The organism is Bacillus sp. FSL M8-0049 (assembly GCF_038593355.1).
Classification (GTDB): Bacteria; Bacillota; Bacilli; order Bacillales; family Bacillaceae; genus Bacillus; species Bacillus safensis.
In genome coordinates this window covers 1,727,352-1,748,994 of sequence record NZ_CP151986.1, presented here as the reverse complement: position 1 = coordinate 1,748,994, position 21,643 = coordinate 1,727,352, and the positions used below count along the sequence as shown (strand labels likewise).

The following is a 21,643-nucleotide window of genomic DNA, read 5'->3' as shown; positions in this document are numbered from 1 at the left end:
GTTTAAACCTCCTCAGCTAGCGACAAGTTTTCATTTTCAAGAATGTTGCTTTCCTCATCAAGTCCAAAGGCGACATTCTTTTCAATCCATTTACGGCGTGGTTCTACTTTGTCACCCATTAGAGTTGTGACGCGGCGTTCCACACGTGCAGCATCATCAATTTTGACCCTGACAAGTGTTCTCGATTCTGGATTCATTGTCGTTTCCCATAGCTGGTCGGCATTCATTTCACCTAACCCTTTGTAGCGCTGAATCGTGTACCCTTTTCCAACTTTCTTCAGTACGTCATCCATTTCTTCATCAGACCATGCGTACTCAATGATTTCTTTTTTCCCTGAGCCTTTGCTGACTTTATATAAAGGCGGAAGTGCAATAAACACTTTGCCATGCTCAATCAGCGGCTTCATATAGCGGTAGAAGAATGTTAAGAGAAGTACTTGAATATGCGCTCCATCCGTATCCGCATCTGTCATGATCACGATTTTGTCATAATTGATGTCTTCTACATTAAAGTCGACTCCAACGCCTCCACCAATTGCATGAATAATGGTGTTGATTTCTTCGTTTTTGAAAATATCAGCAAGCTTTGCTTTTTCTGTATTGATCACCTTTCCGCGCAGCGGCAGCACCGCCTGGAATTTACGGTCGCGCCCCTGTTTTGCTGACCCGCCCGCTGAGTCACCCTCTACTAGGTATAGTTCGTTTCTTGCTGGGTTTCTAGATTGAGCAGGTGTTAATTTTCCGCTCAGCGTGGCTTCAGACTTTTTCCGTTTCTTGCCGCTCCTCGCTTCTTCACGTGCTCTTCTAGCAGCCTCTCTTGCCTGCTGCGCTTTAATCGCTTTTTTCACAAGAAGAGTGGCTGTTTCCCGGTTTTCTTCAAGGAAATACGCAAGTTTTTCAGAAATAACAGCATCAACAGCTGAGCGTGCCTCACTTGTCCCAAGCTTTCCTTTTGTCTGTCCTTCAAATTGAAGCAGCTCTTCAGGAATTCTGACAGAAATAATAGCAGATAGTCCTTCGCGAATGTCAGTGCCTTCTAAATTTTTGTCTTTTTCCTTTAAAAGGGCCACTTTACGTGCATATTCGTTAAAGGCTCTCGTCATGGCCGTTTTGGCACCAGACTCATGTGTACCGCCATCTTTTGTTCTGACGTTATTAACGAAGGAAAGGATATTTTCCGAATAGCCATCATTAAATTGAAAAGCAAAATCTACTTCGATGGACTGATGCTCTCCTTCAAACGAGACGACTTCACTTAGAACATCTTTTTCTTCATTTAAATAAGCAACAAAGGCTTCAATGCCTGTCTCATAATAAAAGGTCTCCTGTACATCATGCCGTTCATCGATCAGCTCTATTTTTAATCCTTTTAATAAAAAGGCAGATTCTCTTAAACGCTCTGATAATGTATCGAAATTATAAGTCGTGACACTGAACATGGTAGGGTCCGGCTTAAAATGAATCAGTGTTCCCGTTTTTTTCGATTTTCCGACTTTTTCAAGTGATGTGACAGGTTTACCGCCGTTTTCAAAGCGCTGATGATAAATAAATCCGTCACGTTCAATTGTGACAGTGAGCCATTCTGACAGCGCGTTCACAACAGATGCCCCAACTCCGTGAAGGCCACCACTTGTTTTATATCCGCCTTGACCAAATTTTCCGCCTGCGTGCAGGACCGTTAAAATGATCTCAGGTGTCGGTTTTCCAAGCTTATGCATACCAGTAGGCATTCCACGCCCTTTATCTTGGACGGAAATGCTGTTATCTTTATGTATTTTGACAATGATATGATCTCCATGGCCAGCGAGCACTTCATCAACAGAGTTGTCTACAATCTCATAGACAAGGTGATGAAGACCGCGCGAATCCGTAGATCCAATATACATCCCTGGACGTTTACGGACCGCTTCAAGCCCCTCTAGCACCTGAATAGAATCATCGTTATAATCTACTTGCTGCTTTTTAACCAAATGCTTAATCCCCTTTCACTAACAAACATAACCGGCTAATCATCAAATGATCTCTCTAGATTTTAATGATGATCATGCTGCTCATTACTGTCCACTTTAATAAGCTGCATCATCATCATGCATGTGTAATTCACCAATACATGCTCTTTTGCACAGCTATGAGAATCATTCTACATTCTGCAATCAGAACTAGAAGTCCATTATAAACAAGACTGTTTCATAAGCCAAATGCAATCATATGATGGTTTTAGCAAAACAGAACAAATGTTCTATATTTATCTTATCGCTCTTTTTCTCGATATGCAAGGCCGCCGATATGTCCCTGTCGCCTTATTTTATCGCTTTCTTTCAGAATCGCAAATATATTTCTTCAACAAAAAAGCAAAAATCCTTGAAAAACCAAGGATTTTTGACGATTTAATGAGTTTTTGTCATCGCATGAGCCACCTTGATACATAAATCCATGATGGCGACCTTGCCATTTTCCTCAATCAGCCTTTTCGCTTCTTCGTGATATATGCCTTGCTGCGCCCAAAAAACAGGTGCGTCTATTTCGAGAAACTCTTCTGCCACCTCTGGCAAAAACTCTGAACGTCTGAAAACATTGACGATATCAACAGGCTCTTTTATGTCTTTTAAAGAAGCGACTGCTTTCACACCGAGAGCTTCATCAATCGTTGGATTCACTGGAATGATCTCATACCCGGCATCCTGCATCGCTTTAGACACCATATAAGACGTCCGGTGCGGCTGATCTGATAAACCAACAACAGCAATTCGTTTACTGCTCTTTAATATACGGCCAATTTCTTCTTTCGTAGGATTGTTCATCAAGACACTCCTTTTCCTCTATTTTAGCGAATTTCTGCTTAAAAACAAAGCTGAATCCATCTGCTTTCGATTTTTTCAAAAAAAGTTCCCCATGTTTTTCACAAGATCATGTTAAAATGTAAGACAAGAGGGAGAATATAAAGGAGTTATGCAGATGTTAATTGCTTTGATGTTTATTTTGGCTTATCTTCTCGGCAGTATTCCATCCGGTCTCATTGTCGGGAAAGCTGCAAAGGGAATCGATATCCGTGAACATGGCAGCGGAAACCTAGGTGCGACGAATGCATTTCGTACACTTGGCGTAAAAGCAGGGTCTATTGTGATTACTGCTGATATCCTAAAAGGGACGCTTGCTTCAGCTCTACCGTTTTTCATGCAGCTGGACATCCATCCCTTATTAGCAGGAGTTGCTGCTGTTATCGGTCACAGCTTTCCTGTCTTTGCAAAATTTAAAGGGGGAAAGGCAGTCGCTACATCAGGCGGTGTGCTGCTATTTTATGCCCCATTCCTATTTATCACGATGATCGCTGCTTTTTTCTTATTTTTATACATTAGTAAATATGTTTCACTATCATCTATGCTGACCGGGATCTATACATTCATTTACAGCATATTCACCAAAGACCTTTTCTTAATCATTGTTGTTGCCGTTCTTGCTGGCTTTGTGATCTACAGACACATCGCCAACCTCAAACGAATTCTCAACAAAACTGAACCGAAAATCAAATGGCTCTAGCCGTTTCATCCATTTAAATATGTGGTAAAAGTAAAGAAAAGCTGTTTTTGCATCCTGCATTTTAAAAACAGCATGACTTCAAAAAGGGGCGATCACATTGAAATTAACGATAAAAAAAGATGCACTCAATTGGTACAAGGATGAATTAGATTTAGAAAAAGGTGATCAAGTTCGCTTTTTTGTGAGATATGGCGGGTGCAGTAATGTACAAAAAGGCTTTTCTCTAGGCGTCGCAAAAGATGAACCTCAAAATGCCGGCGCAACCGCTGAAATAGAAGGTATTACTTTCTTTATTGAGGAAAGTGATATTTGGTACTTTGACAACCATGATCTGCATATTGATTATAACGAGTCCGTGAAAGAACCAGAATTTCATTATGAATAAACAAAAAAGATACCTCATCCCTCGGGTATCTTTTTTGTTTTACACTTCAATATACAGCCCAAACTCCTGAATGTTCCCTAAAGATCGTTCCTTTTGCAGAATTCTTTTTTGCGGCTCACCGATCAAGTCAAAATGAGGAAACCCTTCGCGGTCATGAATCCATTCTTTTTTTAGTCCATGTCTTTCTCCCCACTCAACTAACCGCTTCATATCCTGACAGGCTGCTTTTGTGACAGTATTGGCATTTGGAAAACGGTCATCAAGCCAGTAGTGTGTTAAAAAAGCAACTTTTCCTTGCTGGACAGCTGATTTCCAAGCGTTTAAATCGCTTCGTTTAATACCAAAAGCCATAAATTAAACCTGCTTCTTCGACTGTTCATATACTTTATGCCAGGCAGGAAAGGCTTTTCTAAATTGAATAGGTCTAAAGGTGTCTTTATCCACACATATATGTGAGGTTGTCCCTGTAATCGCTGTTTGTCCATCAGGTTTTTGAATTTCATAGCCATACACCGTTTTGACACCATTATATTCTTCAATCCATGTATGAACGGTTGCTGTTTCACCGTACAGCAATGGTTTTTTATATTGAACCTGCAAGTCTATCACAGGTGCAAGAGCGCCGTCTGCTTCTAGCTGTGCATAGGAAAACCCTAATTCTTTAATCAATGCTGTTCTGCCGACTTCCATCCAAATTAAATAATTGGCATGATACACGATGCCCATTTGATCTGTTTCTGCATAACGGACTTCTATTTCTTTTTTGGATACATACACGTTTTCATCGCTCTCCTATCAAAACCTAAGGTCTGTCTCTGCCATTTTACCACATTCCAAATGGTTCTTCTAAAAAGAGGCAATAAAATAAACCAGGAATCCCTGGTTTATTCGGTATAGCCATTCTTTCTTGCCGCTTCTTCGTCCTTGATCTCAGAACGCATCGCGTCAATACTCATTTTGCGGTTTTCGTTTTTTTGTTTGATCATTTGCTTTTCTGTCTCTGTTGAAACGGACATCGCTGCTTCAGATTCATCAATATTGTCAAGAGTGTTCTCGATCATATCTTGCAGCTTTTCAACATTATCAGAACGATCATCTGGATTGGATTGATAGGACTTGTCATTCATCATGATTCCCTCCTTATTCGCCCTTCGTCTGTATCACATCAGGCTGTTCATTTGATTTATTATGCATCTTTTTACCTTTATTCCGTTTGTATGCTACAGGTTTTGTCCCTAAATGGTCTGGTGTAAACTGCGCTTGTTTATCATGCTCTCTACCCATTATCATCCCTCCCTCTTCTTTAGGATGAACGAAAACGGATAATTCATAACTTATTTCTGTCTAAATCGCTCTTCCAACTTTTCTTCAAGCTGGTTTAAAAATTCCTCATTGCTTAATAATTCTTTTTTATTTTCAAGCACAAGCTCTTCAAATGTGCGTCGTTTTCTTCTTCTCATTCCACTCACCTCCATATATGTATGATTACATTTTCGCCAAAACATTTAGAAAATAAGCAAAAGAGCTGAATCATTATAGATCCAGCTCTTTTTCAATTTCTTTTTTTGTCAGCATTTGATGCTTCACAGACATGATGCGTCCTTTTTCGTCTAATATGTATGTCGTTGGGTATGAGAGCACCTGATATCTTGCTTGAATGCCTTTTTGGTCCAATAAAACAGGAAAGCTCACCTTTAATTCTTTTGTGAATGCTGCCACATGATCCACACTCTTTTCAGTGGTCGTTAAATTCACCGCTAGTACTTCAACTTGGTCATTTTCGCTCCTAATCGCGTCTAAATCCGGCATTTCCGTCCTGCACGGCTTACACCATGTCGCCCAAAAATTGACGAGCACCTTTTTCCCTCGGTAATCAGATAACGAGGCGGTTTTGCCGTCAAGGGTTTTCAGTTCAAAATCAGGGGCTTGATCGCCTTTTTCAAGACCGATTGTGGGCTCTTTTGGCCCAAATAAATTCCACGCAAGTAAACCAATCAACACAAGTAAAACAGCGCTTGCCATTCCTTTTTTCCACATGATTGATCCTCCACTATTTTAAAAAAGAAGAGAAAGCTGTTGGATCGCCTTCTCTTCTTTGCTGTATTAGTTGCTTGCCAATTTTTCGCGAAGCACCATTTGAAGGATACCGCCATGACGATAGTAGTCAATTTCGACTTCACTGTCAAAGCGAACCACCACTTCAAACGTTTTCTCGTTTCCATCTGTGTCAATTGCTTTCACAGTGACGAGATCACGTGGACGAACTGTTTCGTCAACATGAACTTCAAATGTTTCTGTTCCTGTTAGACCATGAGTTTCTGCACTTTCTCCGTCTTTAAACTGCAAAGGAAGTACGCCCATGAAGACAAGGTTACTTCTGTGGATACGCTCAAAGCTTTCAGCTAGAACAAATTTAATTCCAAGAAGGTTTGTTCCTTTTGCTGCCCAGTCACGTGAAGAACCCATTCCGTAGTCTTTACCTGCTAAGATCGCAAGACCTGTTCCATCCTCTTTATAACGCATGCATGCATCATAAATCGATGTCACTTCACCAGTTGGCCAGTAAGTTGTATAACCGCCTTCTGTTCCTGGTGCAATTTGGTTCTTAATACGGATGTTTGCAAAAGTCCCTCTCATCATGACATGGTGGTTACCACGGCGGGATCCATATGAGTTAAAGTCTCTAGGCGATACGCCTCTTTCTTGCAAGTATTTGCCCGCCGGTGTGTCCTTACCAATCGCTCCAGCAGGAGAAATATGGTCAGTTGTGACAGAGTCACCGAACTTCGCAACGACGCGCAAGCCTTTAAGCGGTTCAACTTTACCAGGTTCAACTGATAGGTTTTCAAAGAATGGCGGGTTATCAATGTATGTGGAATTTTCATCCCATTTGTACAATGCATCATCCGTCGTTTTAATTTCATTCCATCGTTCATTGTTGTCAAAAACAGTTTCATACTCTGAACGGAATAGCTCAGGTGTGACAGTGCTTTTAACGACGCTGTTGATTTCATCCATTGATGGCCAAATGTCATTGAAATAAACGTTCTCGCCATTTTTATCGACACCGATAGGATCTTTTGTTAAATCAATATTCACCGTACCAGCAAGTGCATAAGCCACAACTAATGGTGGAGATGCAAGGTAGTTCCCTTTCACAAGCGGATGAATACGACCTTCAAAGTTACGGTTACCTGATAAAACAGAAGTGATCAGCAGATCATTTTCAGAGACTGCATCTTCAATTTCTTTCTCAAGCGGTCCAGAGTTTCCGATACATGTTGTACAGCCATATCCAACAATGTTAAATCCGAGGTCTCTTAAATATGGAAGAAGTCCCGAATTCACAAGGTAGCCTGTTACAACTTTAGAACCCGGCGCTAGTGACGTTTTGACGTAGTTTGGCACTTTCATACCGAGCTCACTTGCTTTCTTCGCAACAAGACCTGCTCCGATTAACACGTATGGGTTCGATGTATTCGTACAGCTCGTAATCGCTGCAATCGCAATCGCACCTGTCTTCATCACAGCTTTTTCACCGTTTGCAAGATTAAATTCGATTTGTTTATCAAGCTCTGATTTATCTAAGCCAAACCCTTGGTTACCAGCTGGGCTTTCAATGTGTTGATGGAACGTCTCTTTCATTTGAGAAAGTGGAATCAAATCTTGTGGACGTTTAGGACCAGATAAGTTTGACTCAATTTTAGAAAGATCAATTTCCACAACATCAGTAAAAATTGGTTCTTCTGCATCTGGCGTATAGAATAAGCCATTTGCACGAGAATATTCCTCAACGATATTAATTTGCTCTTCATCACGTCCAGTGAGGCGCAGGTAAGCAAGCGCTTCTTCATCTACTGGGAAGAATCCGCAAGTAGCACCGTATTCTGGCGCCATGTTCGCAATTGTTGCACGATCTGCTAACGGCAATTGTGCAACACCAGGTCCGAAGAACTCAACGAACTTGTTCACTACGCCTTTTTCACGAAGGACTTGTGTGACTTTTAATGCAAGGTCGGTTGCAGTTGTTCCGTTTGGAAGCTCTCCAACTAATTTAGCACCAATCACTTCTGGTACTGGGAAGTATGAAGGCTGACCAAGCATACCAGCTTCCGCTTCGATACCGCCAACGCCCCATCCAAGTACACCGATACCGTTAATCATCGTTGTATGAGAGTCAGTTCCAACTAATGTATCTGGGTAAGTGATGATCTCGCCATCTTCTTCAATCGCATGAACAACACTTGCAAGATACTCTAAGTTCACTTGGTGAACAATTCCTGTTGCAGGCGGAACAGCTTGGTAGTTATTAAACGCTTTCTTTGCCCAGCTAAGGAAGTTATAACGCTCTGCGTTACGTTCGAATTCTAAGTCCATGTTAATGTTTAATGCATCTTCAGTTCCAGCTTTATCAACTTGTACTGAGTGGTCAATAACAAGGTCAACTGGAATTTCAGGGTTGATTTTATCCGGATCCCCGCCTACATCTGCCATTGCTTTTCTTAAAGAAGCAAGGTCAACGACTGCTGGTACACCCGTGAAGTCTTGTAAAATAACTCGAGAAGGTTTAAATGGAACATCAATTTCTTTTACCTCGGCAGTTCCCCATTTTGCCAAGTTTTCAACGTGTTCCTTCTTGATCACTCTACCGTCTACTTGGCGAAGCACTGATTCTAAAAGTACCTTAATGGAATAAGGCAGCTTAGAAACATTTCCGATTCCTTGTTTCTCTAGTGCTTCTAACGAATAATAGTGATACGTTTTCCCATTTGTCGAAAACGTTTTTCTAGATTGAAAAGCGTCTTGTTTAGCGACTTGCTGCTGTTTCGACATGTCCAAAATCCCCCTTTTGATGATCAAGATCAATTTCAATTCTCAGAAAAATCGTCGTATTTCACCACAATTTTCTCACAATTTCATCTTAAAACAAATTCATACATAAGTAAATAACAATGCTTTTATTAAATTCAATAAGTTTAACTTATCATTAGGAAATGATTACTCTTCATAAACGAAGCGGGGCGGGCTCATACTATAAATGAGGTGATAAAACATGACAAAACGCAAAGCGAATCATGTCATTAATGGCATGAACGCAGCCAAAAGCCAGGGTAATGGCGCAGGCTATACGGAAGATGATCAGCTCGTTTTAACAGAAGAACAAAGGCAAAACAATAAAAAACGTAAAAAGAATCAATAAGAAGGAGCCAAACATCATGACGAATAAAAACACAGGGAAAGACATCCGTCAAAACTCTCCTAAGGAGCATCAAGGCGGTCAGCCTGAGCCGTTATCAGGCAGTAAAAAAGTGAAAAACCGCAACCATACAAGACAAAAGCACAATTCTCATCATGATATGTAATTATCCCCCTCTCATCCCGTGACCACACGGGATGTTTTAGGTCTTTCACACATTTCTATTTTCATCATATGATTTATTATGAGATGTGATGGAGGAGTGTTTATGGAGAATGAAAAGCAATCGAATTCCTCTGATTTTATTGAAATAGATGATTGGCTCAATGTTTTAATGGATGATCCATTTGCCTGGTATGATGAACACCTCCCAATTGATCTTTATGAAACAAGCCGTGATTATATTATCGAAATCGATGTCTCCACCTTATCGATCACTGATGTAAAGCTGACCTTCGCTGGACATGAGCTGACGTTGACTTACACAGTACAACATGCAAATGGTGAAGGCGAACAGCCAATTGAAAAAAGCGTGATGCTCCCTTTTTATTTAAACGACAAAGACATTGAAACAGATTATGAAAACCGAGTCATATCGATCAAAATTAAAAAATGTTCCGACCATCCAAACGGTGCATTTTCCTTTCAAATCCCGCACTTCAAACATTAAGAGCCCACCTTTATATAGGTGGGCTCTCTTCCCGTTCGTTTCAAGTCAATACCTTTTGCGAACCACCATGGCCAAATAGTAGAGTCGCTATATGATAATGTATTCTTTTTCTATTAATTGGTTTGGGTCATTCTAGTAAATGGGCGGCTATCAATGAAAAAGGGCATTTATAGAGATGATAGACATACATTTTTGTTATTTTCTTCTATCCTCTCTTCATGTAATATAAAATAGAGAGATAAGGGGTATAAGGAGTGAGAACATGTTAAGCGGCTGGTTTTTGTGGTTCATTTTATTTTGGGGTACAGTGATGATCGGATTACTCGCAATCGGTGGCTTTTTTATGTTTCGCAAGTTTTTAAAACGATTGCCAAAGGAAGATGGGAAATCAGAGCTTGATTGGCAGGATGAATATATTCAAAAGAGCCTTCACCTATGGCGGGATGAGGACAAACAGCTGTTAAATGAACTCGTATTACCTGTTCCAGAGCTGTTTAGAGATGTTGCCAAAGAAAAAATAGCGGGTAAAATCGGTGAGCTGGCATTAAAAGAACAGGCTGCCAGCATTAATTTAGACTTAATCATTCGCGGCTACATTATGGCCACACCAAAGCGGGATCATAAGTTTTTACTGAAGCGCCTTCAAGAAAAAAACATTGATCACTCGCCATATGAATCGTTATTAAAATAACCTCCTTTAAAAAGGAGGTTTAATTCATTTGAATCTGCTGCGGATCTAATTGTTTAGACAGCTTTCTAAACGATAAATACATGGCAACCCGCCAAGGCACGATCATGCCAAAGGCAAGAATCCAAAACATCCCGCTTAATGAACCATAATCAATAGAAGAACTCAAGATGGTCTTCATCCCGATACGAAGGACAAGAAGTCCAATGAGAATGAACACAAATGCTTTTGACCGTTTTAAGTAGATGTCATTACCTCTAATTTCAAACTTCGATGTTTTGATTAAAAATATAGAGAAAAACATCCCCACTGTGATCGCTTCTAGAAATTCAGCTCCAGTTACCCGAAACATAGGAACAAAAAACATCAGTGCGCCAGTGCTCATGAAAATAGGAGGTAAAATAATTTTTTTCGCAGTTGCAGGTTTTGCAGATGACTTAATGCGAATAAACATGACGGCCACCGCCATACATACCGCAATTATAGAAGAGATCAAGATCATCATATCAAATCATTCCTTTATTCTTTAAGGTCAGCCTATGTATAATATACTCCAATTGACGAAAAAAAACCATTCGCCGCGACTGTAGAAAACGATTTCAAAAGCCTGTAAAGCCGCCAAACAATGATGAGAACATGATGATAATCCATGTCAGAAGATCAAAGAACAGCAAAATCCCTACCACAATCATAATGATTCCGCCAATTCGCATGATGAGCTGCTGACGTTTTCTGATCCACGCCATTTTCGTAATGAAAAAGGAGAGAATAAAAAACGGGACGGCAAATCCAAAAACATACGCAATCATATACATAACCGCCGACTCAGGATGGTTACTCGCCAGTGTGATAACAGCGGATAAAATAGGTCCAGTACAAGGTGTCCATCCAGCGGCAAAGCCCATTCCGATGAGAATGGATCCAAAAAAACCAGCAGGACGGTTTTTGAACTGGATTCTCTTTTCGCCCATGAGGAAAGAGGGCTTGAATACGCCAAGAGTCATAAAACCAAAGAAAATAATGAGGATGGCTCCAATTTGACGAATCGCTTGATGATAATCATTAAAAAACTTCCCGACAAACGATGTCCCAAAGCCAATCGCAATAAATATAATAGAGAACCCAACTAAAAAGAATAAAGTATGAAGCAGACTTCTTCTTCTCAGCATCACCTTCTCGGATTTCACTTCATCTATACTAACGCCCGTAATATACGATAAAAACGCTGGATAAAGCGGCAGACAGCACGGTGAAATAAAAGAAAGAAATCCTGCTCCAAATGCTAAAAAGTAATTCAAATCTGTCAAAAGAACACCCCCTTCTTACAATATACAATAAGAGATGACAAAATCATTTCATTTTTTTTACATCACCTCAATAAAGATGGTCTATTCTCTTAAAACCTTATATAATTTAATTTGACATCAAGATAATGAATCCTTTAAATTTGAAAATAAACCTTAAAATGGATATAATAGAATCGATTCTTTTTATCAAGATTTGCATGAAAGGAACATGACTTTGGTAAAAACATCATTATTAACTCAAATCGAAGAAAAAAGAGAAGAGCTGATGAAAGTTGTCTTGCATAATGGGATGACATCAACAGTGACCATCGAACATAGCCAGCAGCTAGATCATCTCCTCTTACAATATCAACGACACTTACACTCAAACTCAGCCAACTAATCATACTTCATGATATCAAACATGCCGCACCATTTTTAGAACAGTTGATATGTGTGACCATAAACGAAACAAAAAACCTCTGACTTAGGGGTTTTTTGTTTTTTACATACTCTTGACGCCATAATAAAAACCACCTTCCCTGCTTCATTCATGCAAGTACAGTGGTTTTAAGCGTCTGATGAAGGTGAATTGAATAAAGAAAGGACAATGCTTGTCCATTCTTTAAAACCATGTTCCATCTATGATCATAATATCGTACGTATTATTTCGCTTGGTTGTTCATGGCTTTCATCATTTGATTGATTTTCTTCTGGGACGGTTTCATGCCCATTTGCATCATCATCATTCGAAGCATTTGTTCATTAATCGGTGGATTCTTTTTCAAATAGCTCATCATATACTTACGAGCAATAAAGAATCCGAGTGCAACTCCTGCAAGCAGTGCAACAACGCCTACAAGGATGACAACCCATAAATCCATAATTCTTCCTCCTTCATGTTGTCTCGTATAAAGTGTACTAAACAAAAGGCTATTATACAACATTTCACGTTCAATTTTATTTTTTTAAACAAAATTCCTCACTTTTACTGGATTGAGCCATCCGTGTTTCTTTGAACTAAAGTCCATTGCAAGAAAACAAGGGCTGATTTTTCTCAGCACTTCAAAAAACACCGCTTCTGCCTCATAACTGCCAGTGGCAGACATTTGAATATACCGGTCTTTAATAATAAATGCTGCAGTTCCTTTTCCATCTGGTAAGGAAGCGCTGTAAATCGAGCCTATTTGTGTATAGTGAATGTTCGTTAAGTTATTCATTAGACGCTGGTGCATATGAAAAGCAGGGATTCGTTTCGTCACATAATCCACTTGCTTCACAAGCATTACAAGTTCATCGTCAGTGCGGTTCGTCCAATGTAACGACTCAAACAAATGAAACAAAATCGATTCTCTGCCAAAATAGTGATGCGCAAATTCATCCTCAATCCAATAAATATAATAATGACGTTCCATGTCTATCCCTTCCTTTCACATTTCGTCAATCTCGTTTATTGCTTGTATTATACAAAAATGTGAAAGAAAGAATTGTCTATATATGAAGCAAGAAGAAACTAGTTTTGTCAAAAAAACAAGAAAAAAGAAAAAAGTTTGCAGAGCGGATGAAAATGCTCTGCAAACAGATAGCAAAAAAGCATGATGCTTGGAGTTCGTTTATTTATTCAGCTTCGCTTTCACACGGCTGACTACATTGCTGACAGTAAAGCCGTATTTCTCGATAATGGTTTCTCCTGGTGCAGAAGCGCCAAATTTATCAATTGCAATCACGTCACCATCAAGCCCCGTGTAACGCTCCCAGCCAAGTGAAGCACCCATTTCAATTGCAATACGTGCACGTACTGCTTTAGGAAGAACGGATTCTTTGTATTCGTCTGACTGCTGATCGAAGCGATCCCATGCAGGAAGGCTGACAACAGACGCGCGGATACCTTCTTTTTCAAGTGCCTTTTGTGCTTCAATGGCTAAACCAACCTCAGATCCTGAAGCGAGTAGAAGTGCTTCCGGCTGTGCATCAGCTGCTTCAACCACAACGTATCCACCTTTTTCTACTCCCTCATATGCCTTCTCTGGTGCCTGGTCAATTGTTGGAAGGTTTTGACGAGTAAGAACTAGTGCTGTCGGTTTATCCGTTGAAGATACAGCTAGTTTCCACGCTGCAGCTGTTTCATTTCCATCTGCTGGGCGGATAACGGAAAGATTAGGCATCGCACGCAGTGAAGCAAGCTGTTCAACCGGTTCATGCGTTGGACCATCTTCACCAACAGCGATACTATCATGAGTAAAGACGTAAGTGACTGGAAGTCCCATTAAGGCAGCAAGACGAATCGCTGGTCTTAAGTAATCTGAGAAAACAAAGAACGTTCCGCCGAATACACGAAGACCGCCGTGAAGTGCCATACCATTGAGCGCTGCACCCATTGCAAATTCTCTGACACCGAACCAAATGTTTTTGCCGGCATAATTATTTTTCCCGAAATCATCTGTGTTTTTAATCGTTGTTTTATTTGATCCAGCAAGGTCAGCAGACCCGCCAATAAAGAAAGGTACTTGCTTTGCAATGCCATTTAACACTTCACCTGAAGATGCGCGGGAAGCAAGGCTTGAACCTGCTTCATAAACAGGAATTTCTTGATCCCAATTCTCAGGAAGCTTTCCTTCAATCGCAAGCTTCAGCTGTGCTGCCAGCTCTGGATATTCTTTTTCGTATTGCGCAAACAATTCATTCCACGCTGCTTCTTTTTTCTGTCCAGCGTCTTTGACAGCTTCTTTGAAATGATCGTACACTTCAGAAGGTACATGGAAATCTTCTTCAAACGTCCAAGAGTAAGCTTCCTTCGTCAGCTTTGCTTCCTCGCTGCCAAGCGGTGCACCATGCACACCAGACGTTCCCGCACGGTTTGGAGATCCGAAACCGATCGTTGTTTTCACTTCGATTAATGTAGGTCTGTCTGTGCTTTGCTTCGCCTTTTCAATAGCAGCTGTTACTTCTTCGATGTTATTGCCGTCTTTCACGTAAAGAACTTCCCAGTTCATCGCTTCAAAACGATTCTTCACATTTTCAGAGAATGAACGATCTAAATCGCCATCTAAAGAAATGTCATTTGAATCGTAAAGAACGATTAAACGGCCTAAGCCTAAATGACCAGCAAGTGAAGCTGCTTCAGAGGAAATTCCCTCCATTAAGTCTCCATCTCCGCAAATGCTGTATGTATAGTGGTCTACAACATGAAAGTTGTCTTTGTTATACGTTTCCGCAAGATGTCTTTCTGCAAGTGCCATTCCTACTGCCATAGCAATTCCCTGGCCTAGTGGACCCGTTGTCGCGTCTACGCCTTCTGTGTGTCCAAATTCAGGATGTCCAGGTGTTTTGCTTCCCCATTGGCGGAATTGTTTTAAATCTTCAATGCTCAGATTGTATCCGCTTAAATGAAGCATGCTGTATAGAAGCATAGAACCATGGCCCGCAGATAAAACAAAGCGGTCTCTGTTAAACCAATTTGGATTTTGCGGACTTACGTTTAAGTGATTCGTCCATAAAGCGTATGCCATTGGTGCAGCACCCATCGGCATTCCTGGGTGACCGGAATTCGCTTTTTCAATTGCGTCTATGGAGAGAGTACGTATTGTTGCAATAGATTTCAATTCAATCGTTTCCATATAAATCCCCTTCCGTATCTTGTGTACACCATTATCATAAATCTACTGTCCTTTTTTCACAACTATTTCACGCTGAAAAAGAAGGATTTTGTCACATTTAGTTTATCGATCACCTAAAAAGTTATGCAAATATGAAAAAAGACGAGAATATTCTTCCCATCTTTTCAAAATTCAAGAAATCACAGCCTTAATGAAGGTTCTGATCTTTTTCTCTTTTTAATTTTTCTGGTGTGACATCGTTTCCTTCAGGGTCAACGATTTTGACAGTTTTAAGTGTATTTTTCATAGAAGAACGAAAAGCTTTTAAATACTCTTCTCTCAACTGCTTTTGTTCTGTTTTTTCAGCGTCTGATAAACCGGTTTCTTTCGACTTTTTTGAAAGCTCATTTATTCTTGCAAGCTGTTCTTTAGAAATCATGACAAACTCCTTTAAAGCATTTTCTCTACATACTACTAAATATCAATCATTTTGACAACAAATCACGCTTTAGGTGGTAAGGCCTTTTTCATATTCTTGATACCTTCTATGCACTGTTGCTTTTGAAATGTCAAAACCTAATGCCTGAAGAGTTGCGGCAATTTCGGCGAACGTCATGTTATTTTTTCTTAATCGAACAATTTCTGAAATAGGCACTTCAATACGCTCACGGCCAGGTGCATGGTCCTGCTGCCTTAAATTTAGTTCAGGCTGATATCCGCGCTCAACAGCCCTTTTCATCCCCCGCTTGATTTTCAGGTTATGAATTTTCCGTTGGTACTCTTCGACGACTCCTACAATCTCGATGACCATTTCATCTGCTTCTGAAAGCTCAAGCTCTCCTCTATGAAACACGCTGTATACCTTTACGTTCTCTTTAAATAGACAATGAAGAAGCGCAATTTTAGCTTGTCCTCTTCCAAGACGTGTTTCATCTTGGATAAGAACGGCATCGATCGACTCTTCCTTCAGTGCAGCAAGCATTTCAAACACGCCATCACGATCTAGCTCATATCCACTTGCTTTTTCTTTGATGACTTTGACCACATTCATCTTGTGCATGGCAGCTAAAGCCAGCAGTTCTTCTTCTTGTCTTTTCAGCGAGGTTTCCTGCTCTTCTTTCACAGTGCTTACTCTCGCATAAATGATTGCGTTCATGTCTTCAATCGACCTTTCTACTGTACTGTTGCAAGCTGATATACGACTGGATGCTCTTTTTTCACGGGTATGACAAGAATGTCTCCAGGCTGGATTTCTGTTGAAGCAAGATCATTGTGTTCTGTTACCCAGTCAATAAATGCATTTTTGTCGATTGATTTGCTGTCATTTACTTGATCAGCTAATCCCCAAAGAGTATCTCCTGATTGAACCTCTATTTTAACATATTGATTTGAATCATTATGGCTTGTGACTGCAATAAGTGAGAGAAATATGCCAACGATGAATGAGAATACCCCAATAAAAATAATAGATTCTTTTAACCTCATAATGTCATCTCTCCTAATAGAATGTGTGTTCGCTCTTTCTGTCTCTCATTATAAATACGAACAAACGTTTCTGTCAAACGTTTTTTCGAACCTATGTTTGTACTGTTAGGAAAAACATGCTATAATTTCTTTAAAATTGACGTTTTGAGGTGCAAAAGATGACGAAGCTATCAAAAAGACAACTCGATATCCTGAAATTCATCAAAGATGAAGTAAAAAGCAAGGGTTATCCCCCATCCGTCCGTGAAATTGGAGAAGCTGTCGGTCTAGCATCCAGTTCAACGGTCCATGGACATTTAGCTAGACTGGAAACAAAGGGCTTAATAAGAAGAGACCCGACAAAACCTAGAGCGATCGAAGTACTAGATGAAGAGGAAATGAATATTCCAAAGAGTGCTGTAATGAACGTTCCAGTCATCGGAAAAGTAACCGCCGGCCTTCCTATCACAGCTGTTGAGAATGTAGAAGAATACTTCCCTCTTCCAGAGACTTTTGCAGCACCAGACGAACAAGTGTTTATGCTTGAAATTATGGGAGAAAGTATGATTGATGCAGGTATTTTGGACAAGGACTATGTCATTGTGCGTCAGCAAAGCACCGCTAACAATGGAGATATTGTGGTCGCCATGACAGAGGAAGATGAAGCGACAGTGAAACGTTTCTATAAAGAAAATACACACTTTAGATTACAGCCAGAGAATCCATCAATGGAACCGATTATTTTACAGAATGTGAGTATACTAGGTAAAGTGATTGGCGTATTTCGAAATATTCATTAAAAAAAGCCGGTATTTCATCAGCTGCTGATGAGAACCGGCTTTTTCTTATGCACAGGAATATGCAAGAATACTTGAACTTGGGAAGGAGCCAAATGTAAAGTTCGGCCATATAAAGCCAGTTGTTCTGCCAAAAGGCTGTGAGGAAAGGACAAACATTAAAAATACTTGACCGTTTCTCAAAAGCACAATCGTCCATCTTCTATTACATCCCGCTGCAAATTGTACAGTTTGATGGCCTCCGCCAACACCTTGCCCCGATATAAGCGACTGCATACTTTGTGGCTGAGAGAGTGCTTGCTGATACTGGGAAATGATATGCTGCGGCGGTGCCGGCGGTGCTGAGTGTCCGCCTGAACCTTGACCTGGCCAAGTACCTCCTCCAATCGGAAACCCAGGAAAACCTCCAATTTGAGGAATAGAAATCGATGGCAATCCCTGCATCTGCCTATCATATGAGTACCCATTATACACACCTTCATACGGATGATACATATTAAACACCACTTTCTTTAGACATTCATCACGATAGTATATGTCTTAAATAAAAAAGAGTGTTAAACGTCTAAATAGAAATTTTTCCAAAAGACGTTTCGTTCTTCTTTAGAACGGTTAAATAATGATTAAGAAGAAAAATAAAAAAATGAAAACTTTTTGTCTCCCTCAAACGTTATATAATTAGAAACAAAAGAAATAAAAAAACATTTAGATTTAATACTTGTAATATCGATGTAATTATTGTAACATTTGTAACATAAGAAGTTTTCATTGAGAAAAGGAGGCAATCGCCTTGAAAAAATTATTTGTTTTATTAACTGCTATTATGCTTATGATCTCATTACAAACAACAACATTGGCCGCTTCCAAGAAATCAGCCGCTTTGACTAATAAAGAAGCGTTACATATTGCCCTTGATGCAAGAGAACATTTTTGGAGTGCAATGTCAGGCTACAAAATTAAAGACCATTCTAATGTCAAATTAAAATCTTTTACCTATAAAGATATGACGTACAACTATCTTTCTAAAACATTTGATACAAAGAAAAAATTAAACAGCTACCTATCTCAAGTTTTCACTCAAGATGCCATCAAACATGGTTTAAAAGATTATCAGTTCATTGTTCATAAAGGCAAAATGGCTGTTCCAGTCGGTGATGGAGACAACATGCTCAATTGGGAAAAAGCCACACCTAAACTTGTTTCTAAAAAACAAACGGTCCGCACATATGAATTTACTGTCCCAACACTTGATGGACGCAAAGTAAAACGAACTGTTACGTACGAAAAAGTACAAAAAAATTGGAAAGTCACACAAATTGACGCTGTCATCTAAATAAAAACCAGGCCGTTCATCGGCCTGGTTTTTATTTTGGAGAAAATTCAGTCATGCGGTCCAGCGCGTGAGCAAGTGATGATGCCGTGCGAAATTCATTAAAAGGAAGCCCGAGCTGCACTGCTGTTTGGGCAATTTCTGGTCTAATCCCTGAAATGGTCGTCTCTACTCCAATTAACCGAAGTGACGTGACAAGATCAAAGATTTGATGAGCCACCATTGTATCAATAATGACCACACCCGATAGATCAATACATAAATGCTGAACACCTTTTTGCGAGCACTGATTTAGCGTATTTTCTAAAATAATCTTTGCTCTCGCTGTGTCAATGTCACCTACTAAAGGCAATAACGCAATCTGGCTTTTTAAGACAATGACCGGTGAGCTCAATTCGTAAATCATATCTCTTTGAGCCACGAGTTTTTCGGTTGTATTTTTCACATATTGCTGGATAAACACATGGATTGAAATATTAAACGCTTCGGAAATTAAATCATACCAATAAAAGATGCGGTCAATATCAATTTCATCTTGACGCTGTTTGATAAATTCTTTTAAGTAATGCAGAACCACTCTTTGATTGGACATGTATTCTCTCACGACATAATCTAATGGTGTATTTAAATGCTTTGGGTCACTGGCTAATTCCTCAGACCATTTTTTAAATTCAGTATGTAAATACGTCTTATCTTCAATAATAGCTCGTATAAAATGCTGGTAATAATCTTGATTCTGCCGTTTTAACTCTGATATGATGCTGGAATCTGTTGAACGATATATGGATTCTGGATCATCGTCCTCAATTGATTCATACCATGTTTCGGTCAGCTCCTCTGCATGCTGCATAAAAAAATCGTATAATGCACGGTTCTTATCCATAAGCAAATGTCCCTTCACATTTTCTTCTTGTCAGTCTTTGTACCTTATAGATTGATTGTACCACTGAATCTTTTGTCCCTGCTAGCTCGAATAGGCTCCGATGATAAACAAAAGAGCCCCCACTCTAGGGAGACTCTTTCCAATTTATTTCACAATGAATAATATTCTTTTCCCATCAGGAAACCCGCTGATTTGGTGCCCGACCCATGAGCCTGCTCCCCTATTATCAGATGGACTAACATATTGTACGCTTGCGCCTTTTCCTCCCTCAAGACAAACCGCCATTGGCCATTCATCCCGGTCAAAGCCAGGTTTTGTCGGAATTCCTTTTAATGATTCTTGCCTGCGGGCATCTGCTCCATTTCGGTCAATGGTACACACATCTGAATGCCCTTTTCGAATGGCTTCTTGAATATGACTGCCTGTTTCAGGGTACCTTTCCTTTGGAAATTGAACGACATGATCATATCGATCAGCCCCTTTTGCTGCCTGCTTCTCTCCAAATCCACCTAACAACGTGCCCATCCATATCACAAAACATAAGGTGACAGCAGCGATCCAGCCTCTTTTCATCTTCAAAAGCGCGTGACCCTCCTCATCCATCTTAAGCATCATCTTGACTGAAAGGAAATGTGTCATTTTAATGTATGAGTGGTGTGCAGATGACATGAGAAAAAAATGATGAGGCTCTCAATCTCAAATCTCTCAGGTTAGAAATATGAATCCTATCAAATCGATTCATACAAAAAAGCTTGTCCCCTATGAAGGAAACAAGCTTTATTTTTTATTGCGCTTTCGCATAGTTTATAAACTCAACAAAAGCAGCTGTCGCTTTCGGACCGCCATTTATCGTTCCGTTTGAATACCCAGCGTTATGAACTCCAACGATTTGCTGGTTCTGATCCAGCATGGCAGAACCTGAATTTCCGCTGAATGTATCAATCGTATAGTACGCTAGATTCGTATCTTCTCTCGTCACAGGACCTGACATCTCCCACTGTGACACCTTGCCAGTCGATCTCATTTTATCACCAGGATATCCTGAGATTTTAATGGTTGTCCCAGTCAAGTTTGTCACCTGGCGGATGGATCGGTAGCCGACCGTATTGCCAATGTTCGTATCGGTTTTGATCACGGCAAAGTCATATTGGCTTGCTCCAGTATTAATATATCCGCTTGGCACATAGAACTCAGTCATTTTTGCTGAACCATTCACCGCAGTACTATCATTCATACCAGGATATACAGTCCCTTTCTCACTATAGCTTCTCGATGCCGTATTATATACGCAGTGTCCGTTTGTCAAAATTTTGTTAGGAGCAATGAGTGTTCCCGTACAGCTTGAGCCGCCAAATGTAATATAAGCAATCGAATTGTATGGTGCCACTCTTGTATTTGCTACTTTGGTTCTACCATCGTCTCCAATGACGACTTTCGTTTGAAAATCTTTTAAATATTTTGATAGTGGTTTTACTTTTTCGCCAACAGTAGAAGAAAGATCATCCACTTTGTCAAAGGATGAGGGGGCTTTCGTATCATTGTGGAAATCACTTGAAGAAATCACTTTACCATCAGAAGTCACCATGTCATAATCAGACGTTAGTACTGAATCCGATGCGGCATGGGCAAAACTAGGCACACTTAAAGCACCAAAAACGAGAAGAGAAGGGAGTAACATTTTCACCTTTTTCATCATATTCCTCCTTTATGTCCTATATCAAAAATCATACGATTGTTTCATATTGGAGTAAATGAGAGAATATTCTTATTTTTTACAAAATATTTCATTTCCAAATTAGGTGTTTTGTAT

At 40.0% G+C, this 21,643-nt stretch carries 31 protein-coding genes; 9 read left to right on the top strand and 22 right to left on the bottom strand.

Features of this window, described 5'->3' with window-relative positions:
* Positions 1-2: 2 nt before the first annotated feature.
* The 3 genes from parE to NSU13_RS08915 form a co-directional block, all read right to left on the bottom strand.
* Entirely contained in the window at positions 3-1,970 is a 1,968-nt protein-coding gene (gene parE / locus NSU13_RS08925; RefSeq protein ID WP_034283454.1) for a DNA topoisomerase IV subunit B, read from the bottom strand.
* Between the two features lie 417 nt (positions 1,971-2,387).
* Entirely contained in the window at positions 2,388-2,801 is a 414-nt protein-coding gene (locus NSU13_RS08920; protein ID WP_034283453.1) for a CoA-binding protein, read from the bottom strand.
* Positions 2,752-2,880, bottom strand: coding sequence for a hypothetical protein (locus tag NSU13_RS08915; RefSeq protein ID WP_257995200.1), 129 nt, complete (start codon positions 2,878-2,880; stop codon positions 2,752-2,754). The genes NSU13_RS08920 and NSU13_RS08915 overlap by 50 nt, the downstream gene beginning before the upstream one ends.
* 75 nt (positions 2,881-2,955) lie before the next feature.
* Between NSU13_RS08915 and plsY the strand changes: the two genes are divergently transcribed.
* Positions 2,956-3,537, top strand: coding sequence for a glycerol-3-phosphate 1-O-acyltransferase PlsY (gene plsY / locus NSU13_RS08910; protein WP_024425146.1), 582 nt, complete (start codon positions 2,956-2,958; stop codon positions 3,535-3,537).
* Positions 3,538-3,634: 97 nt separating this feature from the next.
* Positions 3,635-3,922, top strand: coding sequence for a HesB/YadR/YfhF family protein (locus NSU13_RS08905; protein WP_041117530.1), 288 nt, complete (start codon positions 3,635-3,637; stop codon positions 3,920-3,922).
* A gap of 39 nt (positions 3,923-3,961) precedes the next feature.
* Here the strand turns inward: NSU13_RS08905 and NSU13_RS08900 are convergent, their stop codons facing one another.
* The 7 genes from NSU13_RS08900 to acnA all read right to left on the bottom strand — a co-directional run bounded on the left by NSU13_RS08900 (position 3,962) and on the right by acnA (position 8,755).
* Positions 3,962-4,273 (bottom strand): hypothetical protein, encoded by a 312-nt coding sequence (locus NSU13_RS08900; RefSeq protein WP_101677141.1) that lies wholly within the window; start codon positions 4,271-4,273, stop codon positions 3,962-3,964.
* Between the two features lie 3 nt (positions 4,274-4,276).
* On the bottom strand, positions 4,277-4,699 hold the full coding sequence (locus NSU13_RS08895) for a thioesterase family protein (protein ID WP_024425143.1): 423 nt from the start codon (positions 4,697-4,699) through the stop codon (positions 4,277-4,279).
* A gap of 107 nt (positions 4,700-4,806) precedes the next feature.
* Positions 4,807-5,049 (bottom strand): small acid-soluble spore protein Tlp, encoded by a 243-nt coding sequence (gene tlp / locus NSU13_RS08890; protein ID WP_024425142.1) that lies wholly within the window; start codon positions 5,047-5,049, stop codon positions 4,807-4,809.
* Between the two features lie 13 nt (positions 5,050-5,062).
* On the bottom strand, positions 5,063-5,206 hold the full coding sequence (locus NSU13_RS08885; RefSeq protein ID WP_008357830.1) for an acid-soluble spore protein N: 144 nt from the start codon (positions 5,204-5,206) through the stop codon (positions 5,063-5,065).
* Positions 5,207-5,256: 50 nt separating this feature from the next.
* A complete protein-coding gene (locus NSU13_RS08880) occupies positions 5,257-5,382 on the bottom strand; it encodes an FbpB family small basic protein (protein WP_003211002.1) in 126 nt (41 codons plus the stop codon).
* A gap of 73 nt (positions 5,383-5,455) precedes the next feature.
* A complete protein-coding gene (locus NSU13_RS08875; protein WP_101677142.1) occupies positions 5,456-5,959 on the bottom strand; it encodes a TlpA disulfide reductase family protein in 504 nt (167 codons plus the stop codon).
* Positions 5,960-6,025: 66 nt separating this feature from the next.
* Entirely contained in the window at positions 6,026-8,755 is a 2,730-nt protein-coding gene (gene acnA, locus NSU13_RS08870; RefSeq protein WP_101677143.1) for an aconitate hydratase AcnA, read from the bottom strand.
* 220 nt (positions 8,756-8,975) lie between these two features.
* Between acnA and sspO the strand changes: the two genes are divergently transcribed.
* The 4 genes from sspO to NSU13_RS08850 all read left to right on the top strand — a co-directional run bounded on the left by sspO (position 8,976) and on the right by NSU13_RS08850 (position 10,480).
* Positions 8,976-9,122, top strand: coding sequence for a small acid-soluble spore protein O (gene sspO / locus NSU13_RS08865; protein WP_034283440.1), 147 nt, complete (start codon positions 8,976-8,978; stop codon positions 9,120-9,122).
* 16 nt (positions 9,123-9,138) lie between these two features.
* Positions 9,139-9,285 carry a small acid-soluble spore protein P gene (locus NSU13_RS08860; RefSeq protein ID WP_003211331.1) on the top strand — a complete coding sequence of 49 codons (147 nt, stop codon included), beginning with the start codon at positions 9,139-9,141 and terminating at the stop codon, positions 9,283-9,285.
* Positions 9,286-9,387: 102 nt separating this feature from the next.
* Positions 9,388-9,789 carry an Hsp20/alpha crystallin family protein gene (locus tag NSU13_RS08855; RefSeq protein ID WP_041117524.1) on the top strand — a complete coding sequence of 134 codons (402 nt, stop codon included), beginning with the start codon at positions 9,388-9,390 and terminating at the stop codon, positions 9,787-9,789.
* 262 nt (positions 9,790-10,051) lie between these two features.
* Positions 10,052-10,480 (top strand): DUF2621 domain-containing protein, encoded by a 429-nt coding sequence (locus NSU13_RS08850; RefSeq protein WP_024427086.1) that lies wholly within the window; start codon positions 10,052-10,054, stop codon positions 10,478-10,480.
* A 19-nt stretch (positions 10,481-10,499) separates the two neighbouring features.
* Here the strand turns inward: NSU13_RS08850 and NSU13_RS08845 are convergent, their stop codons facing one another.
* Together NSU13_RS08845 and NSU13_RS08840 are read right to left on the bottom strand one after the other, a co-directional pair.
* The gene (locus NSU13_RS08845) at positions 10,500-10,982 is read right to left on the bottom strand and encodes a CcdC protein domain-containing protein (RefSeq protein WP_024425136.1); all 483 of its coding nucleotides are present in this window, start codon (positions 10,980-10,982) and stop codon (positions 10,500-10,502) included.
* Between the two features lie 94 nt (positions 10,983-11,076).
* Positions 11,077-11,784, bottom strand: coding sequence for a cytochrome c biogenesis protein CcdA (locus tag NSU13_RS08840; RefSeq protein ID WP_024427084.1), 708 nt, complete (start codon positions 11,782-11,784; stop codon positions 11,077-11,079).
* A gap of 214 nt (positions 11,785-11,998) precedes the next feature.
* On the opposite strand from NSU13_RS08840, the gene NSU13_RS08835 reads away from it, so the two are divergent.
* A complete protein-coding gene (locus NSU13_RS08835) occupies positions 11,999-12,166 on the top strand; it encodes an aspartyl-phosphate phosphatase Spo0E family protein (protein WP_008343814.1) in 168 nt (55 codons plus the stop codon).
* Positions 12,167-12,428: 262 nt separating this feature from the next.
* Here the strand turns inward: NSU13_RS08835 and NSU13_RS08830 are convergent, their stop codons facing one another.
* The 6 genes from NSU13_RS08830 to yneA form a co-directional block, all read right to left on the bottom strand.
* Complete coding sequence (locus tag NSU13_RS08830; RefSeq protein ID WP_003212379.1) at positions 12,429-12,647, bottom strand: YneF family protein; 219 nt, start codon at positions 12,645-12,647, stop codon at positions 12,429-12,431.
* 84 nt (positions 12,648-12,731) lie between these two features.
* Positions 12,732-13,178, bottom strand: coding sequence for a sporulation inhibitor of replication protein SirA (gene sirA / locus NSU13_RS08825; RefSeq protein WP_024425134.1), 447 nt, complete (start codon positions 13,176-13,178; stop codon positions 12,732-12,734).
* Positions 13,179-13,376: 198 nt separating this feature from the next.
* The gene (tkt, locus tag NSU13_RS08820; protein WP_024427083.1) at positions 13,377-15,380 is read right to left on the bottom strand and encodes a transketolase; all 2,004 of its coding nucleotides are present in this window, start codon (positions 15,378-15,380) and stop codon (positions 13,377-13,379) included.
* A 187-nt stretch (positions 15,381-15,567) separates the two neighbouring features.
* Positions 15,568-15,798 carry a DUF896 domain-containing protein gene (locus NSU13_RS08815; protein WP_024425132.1) on the bottom strand — a complete coding sequence of 77 codons (231 nt, stop codon included), beginning with the start codon at positions 15,796-15,798 and terminating at the stop codon, positions 15,568-15,570.
* Between the two features lie 69 nt (positions 15,799-15,867).
* Positions 15,868-16,515 carry a recombinase family protein gene (locus tag NSU13_RS08810; RefSeq protein WP_034283427.1) on the bottom strand — a complete coding sequence of 216 codons (648 nt, stop codon included), beginning with the start codon at positions 16,513-16,515 and terminating at the stop codon, positions 15,868-15,870.
* Between the two features lie 17 nt (positions 16,516-16,532).
* Complete coding sequence (gene yneA / locus NSU13_RS08805; protein WP_024425130.1) at positions 16,533-16,844, bottom strand: cell division suppressor protein YneA; 312 nt, start codon at positions 16,842-16,844, stop codon at positions 16,533-16,535.
* 158 nt (positions 16,845-17,002) lie between these two features.
* Between yneA and lexA the strand changes: the two genes are divergently transcribed.
* The gene (gene lexA / locus NSU13_RS08800) at positions 17,003-17,623 is read left to right on the top strand and encodes a transcriptional repressor LexA (RefSeq protein WP_034283422.1); all 621 of its coding nucleotides are present in this window, start codon (positions 17,003-17,005) and stop codon (positions 17,621-17,623) included.
* Positions 17,624-17,668: 45 nt separating this feature from the next.
* Here lexA and NSU13_RS08795 read toward each other — a convergent pair whose 3' ends face one another.
* Positions 17,669-18,115: a hypothetical protein gene (locus NSU13_RS08795; RefSeq protein ID WP_120206954.1), complete on the bottom strand. Its 447-nt coding sequence runs from the start codon at positions 18,113-18,115 to the stop codon at positions 17,669-17,671.
* A 295-nt stretch (positions 18,116-18,410) separates the two neighbouring features.
* On the opposite strand from NSU13_RS08795, the gene NSU13_RS08790 reads away from it, so the two are divergent.
* Positions 18,411-18,953: an IseA DL-endopeptidase inhibitor family protein gene (locus tag NSU13_RS08790; RefSeq protein ID WP_041109224.1), complete on the top strand. Its 543-nt coding sequence runs from the start codon at positions 18,411-18,413 to the stop codon at positions 18,951-18,953.
* Positions 18,954-18,984: 31 nt separating this feature from the next.
* Here NSU13_RS08790 and NSU13_RS08785 read toward each other — a convergent pair whose 3' ends face one another.
* From NSU13_RS08785 to NSU13_RS08775, 3 genes are all read right to left on the bottom strand, one after another.
* Complete coding sequence (locus NSU13_RS08785) at positions 18,985-19,833, bottom strand: STAS domain-containing protein (protein WP_034283414.1); 849 nt, start codon at positions 19,831-19,833, stop codon at positions 18,985-18,987.
* A gap of 144 nt (positions 19,834-19,977) precedes the next feature.
* Entirely contained in the window at positions 19,978-20,358 is a 381-nt protein-coding gene (locus tag NSU13_RS08780) for a NucA/NucB deoxyribonuclease domain-containing protein (protein WP_044335941.1), read from the bottom strand.
* A gap of 259 nt (positions 20,359-20,617) precedes the next feature.
* On the bottom strand, positions 20,618-21,526 hold the full coding sequence (locus NSU13_RS08775; RefSeq protein ID WP_024425124.1) for a trypsin-like serine protease: 909 nt from the start codon (positions 21,524-21,526) through the stop codon (positions 20,618-20,620).
* Positions 21,527-21,643 lie beyond the last annotated feature (117 nt).